Raw genomic sequence first — 14,045 nt, forward strand, 5'->3', positions numbered from 1 at the left:
TCGTCCCCTACTTCCCGGCCGAGTGGCGGCCGCGGCGGCGGGACGTCTTCAGGGTCTGCCGGATCTCGGCCTCCTCGGTCTCCCGGCGCCGCTTGGCGGCGGCCCGCCGGACACCGAAGCCGAAGGCGGCGACCTTCACCAGCGGGTTGGTCGCGGCGGCGGCCACCAGGGTGGACACGTTCGCGACGTTGCCGGTCACCTGCTGGGCGTGCTCGGTCATGGTGTCGACCTTGACGAGCTGTCCGTTGACCTCGTCCAGTGTGAGGTGGCTCTTCACCAGTGCCGTGTTGACGTGCTCGACGGTCACGTTGATGTTGTCCAGCATCACCGAAGCGCGTGCGTCCACGTTCTCGATGGTCTTCGTGGTGCGCTTGAGCAGAGTGCTCAGCTTGGTGACCAACAGGTACGACAGTGCCAGTGCCAGGATGAGGAAGGCGGCCGCGAAGACCAGCCCCACCACGTTGCCACCGGTCAATACTATGTCGCTGCTGGCCGCCGAGTACCGGGCTGACACGTCAGCTCCCCCTTGTCAGGTCGATTTGCCGGAATTCCGAGGCGTGAACACGCAGGCTCGACCTTACCGCCGACGTCCACGGGCTCCCCGCTCACCCCGGGGCGTCCGCCACCTCCGACGCGGCAGTCACGACGGCCGCCACCGTGGCGAACCGGCATTCGGCCGTGTCGGGATCGCACCCGGCGCCCCGCATCCACAGGTCCAGGAAGAACTCGTCGCGCCGAAGGCACTGCCGCACCGCGTCGTCCGTCGCGGGGCAGTCTTCCGGTACCGGCCGCCAGCCCGCCGTCCGCAGTGCCACCGCGTAGGCGTCGGCGGTCTCGGCGACCGGCCGACCGGACTGCCAGACCCGTTCCCGGATCCGGCACCTGTGGAGGCACCAGCGGCTCCCGTCGGCGGCGTCCTCCGGTTCCGACGCCGCCCACTCGGGCAGCTCCAGTTCGTCCAGTGCCGTGAAGGCCGGGTCGCGCGTCAGGGCGTCGAACCCGGCCACGACCACCGTGCAGGCCGCGGCGGCGAGCAGGACGGTGGCGAGGGTGGCCAACCTCAGCCGGCGGATCCGGACGTACTGCCGGACCAGTTCGGCCCGGCCGTGGCCCCGGGGTCCGGCGCCGTCCCGATGCGTCACCGGTCGCCCTCCAGCCCGTCCCACACGATCGCCCTGAGCCGCGGAAGCCGGTCGGCGATCCCGGCCTCGGCGCCGTGCCGGGTGGGTTCGTAGTAGACGCGGCCCGCGACACCGTCGGGCGCGTACTGCTGGCTGACGACGCCCTTGGGGTCGTCGTGGGGGTAGCGGTACCCGGTGGCGTGTCCGAGTTTCCGGGCGCCCGCGTAGTGGCCGTCCCGCAACGAGGCGGGCACGGCTCCGGTGGCGCCGTCGCGGATGTCGGCGATGGCGGCGTCCACGGCGGTAACGACCGCGTTCGACTTCGGACTGGTCGCCAGGTGCACGACCGCCTGCGCGAGGTTGATGCGCCCCTCCGGCATGCCGATGAACTGCACCGCCTCGGCGGCCGCCACCGCGATCTGCAACGCCGTCGGGTCGGCCATCCCGACGTCCTCGCTGGCGAAGATCACCAGCCGTCGCGCGATGAACCGGGGATCCTCCCCGGCGACGATCATGCGGCCCAGCCAGTGCAGTGCCGCGTCGACGTCCGACCCGCGCAGGCTCTTGATGAGCGCGCTGGCGATGTCGTAGTGGTTGTCGCCGTCCCGGTCGTAACGCACGGCGGCCACGTCGATGGCGGCCTCGGCGGTGGACAGCGCGATCGTGTCCAGGCCGGCGGCGTCCGCCGAGGCGGCGGCGGCCTCCAGCGCCGTCAACGCCTTGCGGGCGTCGCCCGCGGCCAGCCGGATCAGGTGGTCCCTGGCGTCGTCGGCCAACGCGAACCGGTCCGCCAGGCCCCGCGGGTCGGTCGTCGCCCGGTCCAACAGCGCGCCGATGTCGTCGTCGCCCAACGGTTCCAGGGTCAACAGGACGCACCGGGACAACAGCGGCGCGACGACCGAGAAGTACGGGTTCTCGGTGGTGGCGGCCAGCAACGTGACGGTGCGGTCCTCCACCGCGGCCAACAGCGCGTCCTGCTGCGTCTTGGTGAACCTGTGCACCTCGTCGATGAACAGGACCGTCTGCCTGCCCCCCCGGCGGCGGGTGGCCCGGGCGGCGTCGATGACGGCACGCACGTCCTTGACTCCGGCGTTGAGGGCCGACAGCGGGACGTAGTGGCGGTCGGTCGCCGAGGCGACCAGGTGCGCCACGGTGGTCTTCCCGCAACCAGGCGGCCCCCACAGGATCACCGACAGCGGCGCGTCACCGCCGACGAGTTGCCGCAGCGGCGATCCAGGTGACAGCAGGTGACGCTGACCGACGAGTTCGTCCAGCGACGCCGGGCGCATCCGCACCGCCAGCGGCGCGTCCGCCGGTGTGTCGCCCCGCCCCGCCGGTTCGGGCTCCTCGATGTCGAACAGTCCGGGCCCCTCCATGTCGGAACACGTTACCGGCAGCCTCCGACGGCGGTGGAGCGGCCGAGCTCAGCCCGGTTCCGGGGGTTCGGCGGGCGCCACCCTGACGAAGTCGAACCGCGACGGGAACGGGGCGGTGTCGATGCCGTCGCCGGTGATGCGCACGACGCGGCCCCGCGCGTCGCACTCGAACGCGGTGGCGGTGTAGGTGGGACTCCAGTCGACCTCCGCGCCGGTGCCGAGCCGGTTGACGCCGTCCAGCCGCCACACGACGTGACCGTCCTCGGTGACACGCCAGGTCCCCGAGCCGGTGGCGCGGTAGGGCGAGTCGAGTGTCGTGGCGGTGCCGTCGGCCGCCTCGGAGTCGGACAGCGTGACGGTGCTGTCGGTGCCGGGGCCGGCCTCCTGCCGGAAGGTGCCGAGGTAGTCGCCCCGCCAGGGGTGGCACTCGGGCGGTTCGTCGGCCCCGCTCGCCCCCATCGCGGCGGCGGCGACCAGGACGACCGCCCCGGCGGCGACGGCAGTGGCCCGTTTCATGACACCTCCGTGGCACGGTGGGGCGGGACCGGTCCACAGTCCACATGCGGCACCGGACGGATCGACCATAGCGCAGCCGGGGCGCCGGGGTGAGCAACCGCACAACGCCGTGTCGGGATGCGTCCCGGGGCCGGTATTAATGTGATCCGACATGAGTTCGCCCCACCCTCGTCGTCTCCACGGTTTCCGCCGGTTCCTCGGCTCGGTCGTCGTGGACACCCGGCCGCTGCGGATCCCGGCGTACCGGCGACTGTGGGTGTCGGGGGCGGTGACCGCCATCGGCAGTCAGTTGACGGCGGTGGCGGTGCCCAAGCAGGTCTACGACCTGACCGACTCCTCCGCGATGGTGGGCGTGTCGGGCGCGGTGGCGTTGGTGCCGTTGCTGGTGTTCGGGCTGTGGGGCGGGGCGATCGCCGACACCCTCGACCGGCGTCGCCTCATGGTGTTCAGCAACGTCGGGGTGGCGGCGACGTCGGCACTGTTGTGGCTGCAGGCGTGGCTGGATCTGCGGTCGGTGTGGCTGGTCCTGTTGTTGCTCGGCCTGAACCAGGTCTTCTTCGCCATAAACTCGCCCGCGCGCAGCGCCGCCATCGCCCGGCTGGTGCCCGACGAGCTGGTGCCGCCCGCCGTCGCGCTGGGCTCCACCACGATGCAGTTCGGCGCCGTGATGGGACCGATGGCCGCCGGGGCGCTCATGCCGTTCGCGGGACTGTCGACGCTGTACCTCGTCGACACCGTCGCCCTGGCACTCGCCGTCGTCGCGGTGTGGCGGTTGCCCGCGATGCCGCCGCTGAACGGGCCGTCGCGTCGCGCCGGGTTGCGCGACGTGTGGGAGGGCTTCCGGTACCTGCGACTGCAACAGGTGTTGCTGGCGTCGTTCCTACTGGACGTCATCGCCATGGTGGCGGGGATGCCCAGGGCGTTGTTCCCCGAGATGGCCGAACGGACCTTCGGTGACCCGGCGGGCGGCGGGATCGCACTCGGCTGGTTGTACGCCGCCATACCGTTGGGCGCCCTGTTGTGCGGTCTCATGTCGGGGCGGCTGTCCCGGTTGCGACGGCACGGTGTGGGCGTCACGGTGAGCGTGTGCCTGTGGGGCGCGGCGATCGTCGGGTTCGGACTGTCCGGTTCACTGTGGGTCGCGGTGGCGTTCCTGGCGCTCGCCGGGGCCGCCGACTTCGCGAGCATGGTGTACCGCGGCAGCATGTTGCAACAGGCCACCACCGACGAGATGCGGGGCCGGTTGCAGGGCGTGTTCATCGTGGTCGTGGCGGGCGGTCCCCGGCTGGCGGACCTGACCCACGGGTGGGTCGGCGAGACCGCGGGCACCTCGGTGTCGGCCTCGGGGGGCGGCGTGCTGGTCATCGTGCTGACGATCGTGGCGGTGGCGTTGATCCCGTCGTTCTGGCGGTACCGGACGGGTTCCGGTTCGCGATCGCCGGAGGCCGCCTCGGCGGGATGACCGGTGAGACGGTGACCCCGCCGTCCGTGGCCGTGCGACGAGGTCTCGCGGCGGTGGTCGTCGCCCGATCGACACACCGGTCGGGTGGTCAGCGGTCGTGGCGTTCGACCAGCGCGGTCAGCTCAGCCACCTGCCGTGAATCCGACAGCGCCGAACCGAGGGCGACCACCTCGGCACCGGCGGCGAGGAAGTCCGGAGCCGTCGCCACCGAGACGCCGCCGGTCGCCACGAGTCTCAACCCGGGGAAGGGGCCGTGCATCGCCTTGAACCACGCCGGCCCCAGGGTCGTCGCCGGGAACGCCTTGACCCAGTCGCAACCGGCCGCCAGCGCGCGCTGCACCTCGGTCGCGGTGGCGACACCGGGCAGGTGCGGCAGGCCCGCCGCACGGCTCGCGGCGGCCACCGTCGTGTCGAGGCCGGGTGCGACGGTGTACCGGGCTCCGGCGTGCGCCGCGGCCCGCACCTGGTCCTCGGTGACGACCGTTCCGGCGCCCACCGTCTTCCCTCGCTCGGCGCCCGCCGCGACCGCGGCGGCGAGCGACGCGACCTGATCCGGTTCGCCGATCGGCACCTCCACGAGTTCGACCCCGGCGTCCCAGGCCGTGGTGGCCAGTTCCACCGTGCGGGCGGCGGGCAGTCCACGCAGGATCACCATGATGCGGTGCCCGGCGAAGAGTTCGTCGAATCCGGTCATGTCGGTTCCCCTTCCGAGAGAAGACGTGCGACGGTGTCGGGACCGGGCGGCGGGCCGATGTCACCCGGCACCGACAGCGCCGCCGCGGCGGTCAGGTGTCCCAGTCGCAGGGCGGTCGACGGGGAGGCTCCGCGCAGGGTCCCGTACAGGTAACCGGCGGCGAAGGCGTCACCGGCGCCGACGGGTTCGACCACGGTGACCGGTGGCGTCGCGGCGAACACCTCGGTGTCGCCGGTGAAGGCGGTCGCGCCGATGTCGGCGTCCTTGACCACGAGGGTCGCCGGGCCGGGAAGCAGTCTGCGCACGGCGGCGGGAGTCGTGGTGCCCCAGAGGGTTTCGGCCTCGTCGCGTCCCACGAACACCAGGTCGCTGCCCGCGGCGAGGCGGTGCAGGGTGTCGGCGGCCTCGTCCGCCGACGGCCACAGTTTCGCGCGGTGGTTGACGTCGAAGCTGAGCAGTCCCGGGTGCGGCCGGTCGGTGACCAGGTGGGAGACGAGGGCGCCGCAGGTCTCCGACAGCGCCGGGGTGATGCCGGACAGGTGGAGGATCCGGCCGTCCGGGAGTCCCGCGGCGAACCCGGGGGTCATCGCGGCGGCGGCGGAACCGCGCCGGTAGTAGTGGACCGTCGCGCCGTGCGGGTCCTTGAAGTAGACGCCGGTGGGCAGCGACCCGTCGACCTGGACACCCGGCACCGACACCCCCGCACCGGTGAGCCGGTCGACGATCATGGTGCCGAACGGGTCGGCACCGACCCTGCCGTGCCATGCGACGCGGGCACCCAGGCCCGCCAGGTTCACCGCCACGTTGGACTCGGCGCCCGCGACGGTCAACCGCAGCGGTGTGCCCTCGCACAACGGACCGGGTACGTCCGGTGACACGAGCGCCATGGACTCACCGAGGCAGACCACGTCGATCGCTGTGGTGGGTGACGCCATCTCGGTTCCATCCTGTCGTGCCCGGGGTGGTCGTCACTGTAGCCGCCCGTTCGGCTCCCGGCCCCGGGCGTCGGGTGTGGGAGGGCGGGATCACCTGGCACGCCGGTTGGTGCGGGCCGTCGCCACGGCGGTCGTGGGGTCCTCGGGCCACGGATGCCGTGGGTAGCGGCCCCGCAGTTCCGCGCGGACCTGGCGGTATGCCCCCCGCCAGAACGACGGGAGGTCCGCGGTCACCGCGACGGGGCGACCCGCCGGGGACAGCAGGTGCAGCACCACGGGGACCCGGCCGTCCGCCACGGTGGGAGTGACCGTGGCGCCGAAGAACTCCTGGAGTTTGGCGCTGACGGTGGGGGCCGCCGGGTCGGAGTAGTCGATGCGCCGGCGGCCGCCGCTGGGTATCTCGACGGTGACCGGCGCGAGCCGGTCGAGGTCGGCGGCCTGCCGCCAGTCGAGTAGCCGGCGCAGCGCCGCGGACACGTCGATGCGGGCGAGATCGCGACGGTTACGGCATCGGGCCAGATCCGGCGCGAGCCACTGTGGGGCGTCGCGGGCGAGCCGATCCGGCGACACGTCGGGCCAGTCGTCGCCGAGGGCGTGCCGGCAGAACGCGATGCGGCGGCGGAGGTCGTCGGCGGCGCCGTCGAAGCGCAGCAGCGCCAGCCCCTCCGCCGCCAGTCCGTCGGCAAGCGCCGCGGCGACCCGGTCGGCGGGCGGATCGCCGATGCGGGCGCGACGCAGTTCCACGGCCCCGAACCGGTCCACCCGGTCGGCGGTGACGTCGCCGTCCCGCCAGACGACCTCGTCGGTGGTCGTCCACTGTGATGGATCGATGAGGCGGGCGGTGTCGGCGTCGGTGGCCGCGCCGAGCCGCACGGTGGCGGTGGACTCGCCGGGGCGGCGGGACGCGTCGGCCACCGCGATCCACTCCGCGCCGGACAGCGCCGAGCCCGGTGCCAGCGCCACGGCGGTTCCGGACGCCAACAGGTAGTCGCCACCACCGGCGCGGCGCCACCGTCCCTGCCAACGTGGATAGGCGAGTCCGATGACGATCGCGGCCGCCCGGTCGCCGCGCACTGGCGGCGTCGGGCCCGATTCGCCCAGCGCCCGCCGCAGCCGCGCGGTCTCGGCGCGCCACTCGGCGCCCCGCCCGCCCCGGTCGTCGGCGAGCCGTCGCCGGAGGCGGGCCAGGTCGTCACCGTCCCGGTGGTCGCCGGAGAGCACCGCGACGAGTTCTGCGGCGGTACGGGCCCCGACGTGCTCGGCGCCGTCGATGAGGGCCCGCGCCAGCCTGGGGTGGACGCCCACGGCGGCGATGCGTTCGCCGCGCCGGGTGACCCGACCGTCCTCCTCGACCGCCCCGAGGGACGACAGGACGGCGGTCGCGGCGGCGACCGGCCCGGCCGGAGGCGGTGCGACCATCCGGAGCCCCCTCCCCAGCGGGGTTCCCCACCCCGCCAACTGGAGCAGGAACCCGGTGAGGTCGGCGGTGTCGATCTCCGGTGCCGAGTGCTGTGGCAGCCGTTCGTGTTCTGCCTCGGACCAGCACCGGTACACGGTGCCCGGTCCCGTGCGTGCCGCGCGGCCGGCGCGCTGCACGGCGGCGTCGCGGGCGGCGCGCACGGTCACGAGGGAGCCCATGCCGCGGGCGTGGTCGAGCCGGGGTTGCCGCGCCAGTCCGGAGTCCACGACGACCTCGACGCCGGGGACGGTGAGACTGGACTCGGCGACGGCGGTGGACAGCACGATCCGGCGGCGGGTCCCGGGGCGCAGTGCGGCGTCCTGGCGTTCCGCGCCCTGGCGACCGTGGAGGGTCAGGACGTCGGCGCCGGAGACGCCGTTGAGCAGCCGCGCCACCGTGTCGATCTCGCCGACGCCGGGCAGGAAGACCAGTACGTCGCCGGTGCGTTCGGTGACGGCCCGGCGCACCGTGGTGGCGACGTGCGCCAGGAAGTCCCGATGGACGCCGAGGTTCGCGGATATGGCGGGCCGCCCCGCCGGACACCACACGACCTCCAGCGGATGGACCGGGGCGGTGGCGGTCAGGACCGGTGCCGGTTCCGGCCCGCCCAGTACGTCGGCCAGCCGGTCGGCCTGGGCGGTCGCGGACGTCGCGAGCAGCCACAGGTCGGGGCGGAGGCCGTCGCGCACGTCGGTCAGGAAGGCGACCGCCAGGTCGGTGTCGAGGTGGCGTTCGTGGCACTCGTCTATGACGACGGCGGACACGCCGGCCAGCTCGGGGTCGTGTTGCAGCCGCCGTACCAGGACTCCGGTGGTGACGACCTCGATCCGGGTGTCGGCGGATACGGCGCGGTCACCCCTGACGGTGTAGCCGACGAACTCACCGAGCCGGGTCCCGGTGAGTTCGGCCATGCGGCGGGCCGCCGCCCGGGTGGCGATCCGGCGCGGCTCGGCGACCAGTACCCGCCCGGGAACGGCCTCCGCCAGTGCGAGCGGCACGAGGCTCGTCTTACCGGTGCCCGGCGGTGCCACCAGTACGGCGGCACCGCCGGTGCGGAGTGTCCCGACCAGTGCCGGAAGTACACCGTGGACCGGCAGGTCGGATCCGGGAACCGTGGACGAGGACGTCATCCGGCGGTGGCGCGGTCGGCGTGGAGCAGGCCGTTTATCACGCCCGCGGCGGTGTCGGCGTCGGGGACGCTCACGTAGACGTCCTTCCTTCCCCTGCGGGTCAGGCGCAGGCAGGTGCCGGAGCGGAGCATCACGGCGGTGGCGCGGGGTGTCGACCGGAATCCCCAACCGCCGACCTCCAGGGCGTGCCGCTCGACCTCCGCGGCCTCCTCGATGTCGGCGAGGCGGATCCGCCACACCGGCCACCCGAAGGGTCCGAAGCGGAGTGTGACGCCCCGCTGCCCGGCCGACACCGTGACCGACGTGAGCGGCACGCCGGCGAGGGCGACCAGCAGCAGCGTCGCGGGCACCGGCCAGGGAACGTCTCCGAGTCCGGCGATGTACAGCGCCAGGGTCAGCGCGGCGAGGCAGGCGATCACGACGGACATGACGGTCATCCACGTCGCGTGCACCCGGGTCGCCCACATCAGTCGTTGGCCGGGGGCGACGTCGATGCGGCCGGGAGCGGCCTGTGGTTCGCGGACCTCGTCGGCCCGCCCGGCGACGAGCACTCCGAGCAGTCCGCCGGCGGCGGCGGGCAGCAGCATCAGGACCACCGCCTCCACGCCGAGGTCGGCCTGCCGCCAGTCACCGACGTCGAGGTTCGCCAGCAGGATCTGGATGTGCACCCCGGCGAGCATTCCGCCGAGGCCGAACAGCCCGCCGAGTAGGAACCCGCGGTTGAGGCGCGGTGCCAGGGCTCCGCGTGCGGCGGCGACGACGCCGAGTGCGGCGCCGAGCCACGCCACGGCGGTGAACGCGACGAGGATCGTCGTGGCCCCGGCCGTCCGGTCGGGGTCCCCGCCGGGTCCCCAGTGGGTCGCGAGGGTGGCGGGGAGCCGGTCGGATAGGGCGAGTTGGGTCGCGACGAGTCCGGCCGTCAGCACGGCCGTCCACACGACGATGGTCGTGATGAGTGGCAGGCGGCGGGTCATGGGGCTTCCTCGATCATCGTGATGAGCTCCTGTCTGGTGTATCCGTGGTGTGCGGCCAGGGCGATGAGTCCGTGTACCGCCTCCTTGACCGCCGCCGCGCCCGGGGATCGGGGTGCGACCGTCACTCCTCTGCCGCGCCGGAACTCCAGCAGCTGCTCGTCTCGCAGTTGCCGGAACGCCCGCAGCACGGTGTTCGGGTTGACGTCGAGTTGTTCGGCCAGGTCCCTGGCCGGGGGGAGCCGGTCGCCGGGGCGCCAGTGCCCGTCCGCGACCGCGCGCCGGATCCCCGCGGCGAGCTGTTCGTGCAGGGGCCGGCTGTCCGCTGATTCCAACCGCAACAACATGATGCTATTGAGCATAGCACCATCTACTCCATCGCCCCGGTGATTCAGAACACCGAGCAGCCCGTCTCCGTCGTGAACCGGTCGAGCGCGTCCATGCCCGCCACCGAGTTGCCCCGCCGGTCGAGCCCGGGACTCCACACGCACAGGGTGTAACGCCCCGGTACGACCGCCATGATGCCGCCGCTCACCCCGCTCTTGCCCGGCAGACCGACCCGGAACGCGAACTCCCCCGCCGCGTCGTACGCGCCGCAGGTCAACATGATGGCGTTGACCCGCTTGGCGTCCCCCCGCGACAGCAACCGACTCCCGTCCGCCCGCAGGCCGTGCCGGGTCACCACACCGCCGGCGCGCGCGACCTCCTCACAGGACATCTCCACGGCACACTGCCGCACGTAGTGGTGCAGCACCTGCGGAACCGGGTGCCGCAGGTTCCCGTAGTCGGCCATCAGGTGACCGAGCGCGGCATTGCGGTCGATGTGGGCGGCCTCGGAGTCCGCGACCCGCTGGTCGAAGTCGAGATCGGGCGCCCCGGACTCCTCACGCAGGAAGTCCCGCATCAGTTCGCAGGGCTGGTCGGTGTGGTCCAACAACTCGTCGGTCACGGCGAGCGCGCCCGCGTTGATGAACGGATTGCGCGGTATCCCCTGCTCGTACTCCAACTGCACCAGGGAGTTGAACGGGTTACCGGACGGCTCCCGCCCCACCCGCGTCCACAGGTGCTCACCCCGGTGGGCCAGCGCCAACACCAGGGCGAACACCTTTGAGATGCTCTGGATCGAGAACCGGTGACGCCACTCCCCGACGCCGATGGTCTCGCCGTCCGGGAACGCCAAGGCCATGCCGAACCGGGCCGGGTCGGCCTCGGCCAGTACCGGGATGTAATGCGCCACCCGGCCGGCCGGTTCGGCCCGCCCCACCGTCTCGGCGATGCGTCGCAGGGTTCCGTAGAGCGCGGCCGTGTCGTTCATGGGCATGACCGTAACGCCGCCCGGCGGGTGAGGGCGCGGTTCGGGGCGACACGGTCAGGACGGCGACGTCGCGCGAACGCCGGGCCAACACCGCAACAGATAGGCCGCCATGACACCGATCGCCGCGTACACCACGGTCACCGGCACCAGTACGGCCGGCCATGCCGGCAACAGCATCGCCGGCGCCACCGCGCACGCCGCGGGGATCAACACGACTCCCATCGGCCGCCACACCGACGACAGCAGGGACGACACCGTCACCGACACGAACAACGCGACCCCCTGGTAGAACAGCGACACCCACAGCGTCGCGCAGAGCACCGCGAAGAACCGTGAGACCGTCGTGGCCTCCCATGCCGCCGCCGTCAACGGGGGCCACATGAGCTGGAGCGACAACACCGTCACCAGTACGGCGCCGACCCGGTCGCGACGTGACAGCGGTGCGCGTCCGACCGCGGTCCTGCCCACCGTCACCACGCGCCCTTCCGTACCGGATGCGGCGACGACGAGAAGGCCGGCGCGACATCGATCCGGATGCGGTGGGGATCCGTCACGTAGACGGCGGAACAGGACTGTACAGGCGTCATCGCGACCCTCCGGTCTGGAGCGGGTGCCCGTCCTCCGCAATTCGACCACGGTGGGGTGTCCACATGCCATGCTTCGTCGCCGAGGTCACACCGGAGCGGCCCCGTGCCGTGACGGGGCACGGCGGGAGACTTCCGGCGGTCCGGAACCCGCCCACGTCCTCTCTCAGTGGACCGTCGGCGTCGAACGGCGGGCCGATGACTCCACCGGCCCGCCGTCGCACTCAGTCCTCGGGCGTGAGCCTGACCCGGCGCAACAACTGCGCGTTCACCGCGACCACGATGGTCGACACCGACATCAGCACCGCACCGACGGCCGGGCTGAGCACGATCCCGGCCCAGGCCAACGCACCGGCGGCCAACGGGATCGCCACCACGTTGTATCCGGCCGCCCACGCCAGGTTCTCGCGCATCTTGCGGTACGAGGCCGCCGAGAGCCGCCGGACACCCGTGACACCACGCGGATCCGAGGACGCCAGTACGACACCCGCCGACTCCATGGCCACATCGGTCCCCGCGCCGATGGCGATTCCGACGTCGGCCCGGGCCAGCGCCGGTGCGTCGTTCACGCCGTCGCCGACCATCGCGACCACCAGGCCCCGGGATTGCAACTCGGCCACCGCACGGTCCTTGTCGGCGGGCAACACCTCGGCGAACACCTCGTCCTGCGCGGTGAATCCGAGGTCGGCGGCGACCGCCTCGGCCACCGGGCGGGCGTCTCCGGTGATCATCACGATCTTGCCGACACCCTGCTCACGCAACTGACGGATCGCCTCCCGGGCCTCGGGCCTGACCTCGTCCTCCAGGGCGATGGCCCCCAGGGCGGTCGGCCGGTCACCCGTCAACCGCCACAGGTACAACACCGCCGCGCCTCGGCCCGACCACTCGGCCGCGTGGGCGGCGAGCTCCTCGGGAGCGGCCACACCGAGTTCCCGCAGCAACGCCGGTCCACCGACCGCGTAACGGACACCGTCCACGGTGGCCTCGACACCACGCCCGGTCAGCGAACCGAACTCGGTGGCGACCGGACGGTCCTGTGGGGCGGCGGCGACGATCGCCCGCGCCAACGGGTGTTCGCTGTCGGATTCGACCGCCGCGGCGATCGCCAGGACCTCGTCCCGGTCCCTGCCACTCACCGCCGCCACCCCGCTGACGGTGTGGCTTCCCTTGGTGAGGGTGCCGGTCTTGTCGAACAACACCGCGTCGACGGTGCGCATCCGCTCCAGCGCGAGCCGGTCCTTGACGAGGATCCCCGCCTTGGCGGCGACGGCCGTCGACAGTGCGATCACCAGCGGAATGGCGAGCCCGAGGGCGTGGGGGCACGCGATCACGAGGACGGTCACGGTCCGGACCACGGACTCCGACAGGCTTCCCGCCAACGCCCACGCCACGAAGGTGACCACCGCCGCGGCCACCGCGATGTAGAACAGCAGTGCGGCGAACCGGTCGGCGAGCACCTGGACCCGGCCACCGGAACTCTGCGCCTGCGCGACCATGCGCTGGATCCCTGCCAGCGCCGTGTCACCTCCGACGGCCTCGATCCTGACGCGGATCGCCGAGTCGGTCGCCACGGTCCCGGCGACCACCTTGTCACCCGGTTCTCGGCGGACCGGCCGGGACTCCCCGGTGATCATCGATTCGTCGAGTTCGGCCTGCCCCTCGGTGATCACGCCGTCGGCGGGGATCCGGCCGCCCGACCTCACCAGGACGACGTCGCCCAGGGCCAACGCGGACACCGGCACCGTCTCCACTCCCGATCCGGTCACCCGCTCCGCGTCGTCGGGAAGCAGCGCCGCAAGTGCGGCCAGTGCGCCCTGCGCCTGCCCGATCGCCTTCATCTCCTGCCAATGTCCCAGCAGCATGATGGTGACCAGCGCGGCCAGTTCCCACCAGAAGTCCAGCCCGAACAGGCCCAGACTCGTCGCCAGCGAGGCCAGGAACGCCACGGTGATCGCCAGGCTGATCAACAGCATCATCCCGGGCGCGCGGTCGCGGGCCTCCTGCCAGGCACCGACGAGGAAGGGCCAACCACCGTAGAGGAACACGGCCGTTCCCAACACCGGCCCGACGAGTTCCACCCCGGGGAAGTCGATCCGGTATCCGAACCACTCCATGATCATGTGGCTGGTGATCACGATGGGGACGGTGAGGACCAGGCTGAGCCAGAACTTGCGGCGGAAGACGTCCGGATCGTGACCGGCGTGCTTGTCATGGCCGCCGTGGGCGTCGTGGCCGGAGGCACCGCCGTGGGCGTCGTGCGTGGCGTGGCCGGAGGCACCGCCGTGGGCGTCGTGGCCGGAGTGAGCCTCCCGTACAGCGGGTGGCGGCTCGGCGCCCGTGCCGTGCTCTCCGTGCTGTGGGTGCTGCGTCATCGTGACCTTCCCTCCGGACTCGACCTGTGCCGACCATAGGTGACCGTGCGCCGCCGTCGAGCCGTTTGCGGCGGTCGCGGTCTCGGCGGTCGTCCCGCCACCGCATTTAT

General features: G+C 72.5%; 13 protein-coding genes. 1 reads left to right on the forward strand and 12 read right to left on the reverse strand.

Annotated elements, in window-relative coordinates:
- Positions 1–7: 7 nt before the first annotated feature.
- From LX16_RS08600 to LX16_RS08615, 4 genes are all read right to left on the reverse strand, one after another.
- The gene (locus tag LX16_RS08600) at positions 8–475 is read right to left on the reverse strand and encodes a DUF948 domain-containing protein (protein WP_147137345.1); all 468 of its coding nucleotides are present in this window, start codon (positions 473–475) and stop codon (positions 8–10) included.
- Positions 476–605: 130 nt separating this feature from the next.
- Positions 606–1,142: a hypothetical protein gene (locus tag LX16_RS08605; RefSeq protein WP_147135697.1), complete on the reverse strand. Its 537-nt coding sequence runs from the start codon at positions 1,140–1,142 to the stop codon at positions 606–608.
- Positions 1,139–2,497 (reverse strand): replication-associated recombination protein A, encoded by a 1,359-nt coding sequence (locus LX16_RS08610; RefSeq protein ID WP_147135700.1) that lies wholly within the window; start codon positions 2,495–2,497, stop codon positions 1,139–1,141. Before LX16_RS08610 ends, LX16_RS08605 begins: the two co-directional genes overlap by 4 nt.
- A gap of 48 nt (positions 2,498–2,545) precedes the next feature.
- Positions 2,546–3,013 carry a hypothetical protein gene (locus tag LX16_RS08615; protein ID WP_147135703.1) on the reverse strand — a complete coding sequence of 156 codons (468 nt, stop codon included), beginning with the start codon at positions 3,011–3,013 and terminating at the stop codon, positions 2,546–2,548.
- A gap of 151 nt (positions 3,014–3,164) precedes the next feature.
- On the opposite strand from LX16_RS08615, the gene LX16_RS08620 reads away from it, so the two are divergent.
- Positions 3,165–4,475, forward strand: coding sequence for an MFS transporter (locus LX16_RS08620; RefSeq protein WP_147135707.1), 1,311 nt, complete (start codon positions 3,165–3,167; stop codon positions 4,473–4,475).
- An 88-nt stretch (positions 4,476–4,563) separates the two neighbouring features.
- Here LX16_RS08620 and LX16_RS08625 read toward each other — a convergent pair whose 3' ends face one another.
- The 8 genes from LX16_RS08625 to LX16_RS08660 form a co-directional block, all read right to left on the reverse strand.
- Entirely contained in the window at positions 4,564–5,169 is a 606-nt protein-coding gene (locus LX16_RS08625; RefSeq protein WP_147135710.1) for a bifunctional 4-hydroxy-2-oxoglutarate aldolase/2-dehydro-3-deoxy-phosphogluconate aldolase, read from the reverse strand.
- Positions 5,166–6,104 (reverse strand): sugar kinase, encoded by a 939-nt coding sequence (locus tag LX16_RS08630; protein ID WP_147135713.1) that lies wholly within the window; start codon positions 6,102–6,104, stop codon positions 5,166–5,168. Before LX16_RS08630 ends, LX16_RS08625 begins: the two co-directional genes overlap by 4 nt.
- Before the next feature lie 90 nt (positions 6,105–6,194).
- The gene (gene hrpB / locus LX16_RS08635; RefSeq protein ID WP_147135716.1) at positions 6,195–8,693 is read right to left on the reverse strand and encodes an ATP-dependent helicase HrpB; all 2,499 of its coding nucleotides are present in this window, start codon (positions 8,691–8,693) and stop codon (positions 6,195–6,197) included.
- On the reverse strand, positions 8,690–9,667 hold the full coding sequence (locus LX16_RS08640) for a DUF1648 domain-containing protein (protein ID WP_147135719.1): 978 nt from the start codon (positions 9,665–9,667) through the stop codon (positions 8,690–8,692). Before LX16_RS08640 ends, hrpB begins: the two co-directional genes overlap by 4 nt.
- The gene (locus LX16_RS08645) at positions 9,664–10,011 is read right to left on the reverse strand and encodes a GntR family transcriptional regulator (protein WP_147137348.1); all 348 of its coding nucleotides are present in this window, start codon (positions 10,009–10,011) and stop codon (positions 9,664–9,666) included. Before LX16_RS08645 ends, LX16_RS08640 begins: the two co-directional genes overlap by 4 nt.
- Positions 10,012–10,055: 44 nt before the next feature.
- The gene (locus tag LX16_RS08650) at positions 10,056–10,979 is read right to left on the reverse strand and encodes a glutaminase (protein ID WP_211354349.1); all 924 of its coding nucleotides are present in this window, start codon (positions 10,977–10,979) and stop codon (positions 10,056–10,058) included.
- A gap of 54 nt (positions 10,980–11,033) precedes the next feature.
- Positions 11,034–11,456 carry a hypothetical protein gene (locus tag LX16_RS08655; RefSeq protein WP_147135725.1) on the reverse strand — a complete coding sequence of 141 codons (423 nt, stop codon included), beginning with the start codon at positions 11,454–11,456 and terminating at the stop codon, positions 11,034–11,036.
- A 331-nt stretch (positions 11,457–11,787) separates the two neighbouring features.
- Positions 11,788–13,935, reverse strand: a complete 2,148-nt coding sequence (locus LX16_RS08660; protein WP_147135728.1) for a copper-translocating P-type ATPase — start codon at positions 13,933–13,935, stop codon at positions 11,788–11,790.
- Between the last annotated feature and the right edge of the window lie 110 nt (positions 13,936–14,045).

This window comes from Stackebrandtia albiflava, from assembly GCF_007994225.1.
Lineage (GTDB): Bacteria > Actinomycetota > Actinomycetes > Mycobacteriales > Micromonosporaceae > Stackebrandtia > Stackebrandtia albiflava.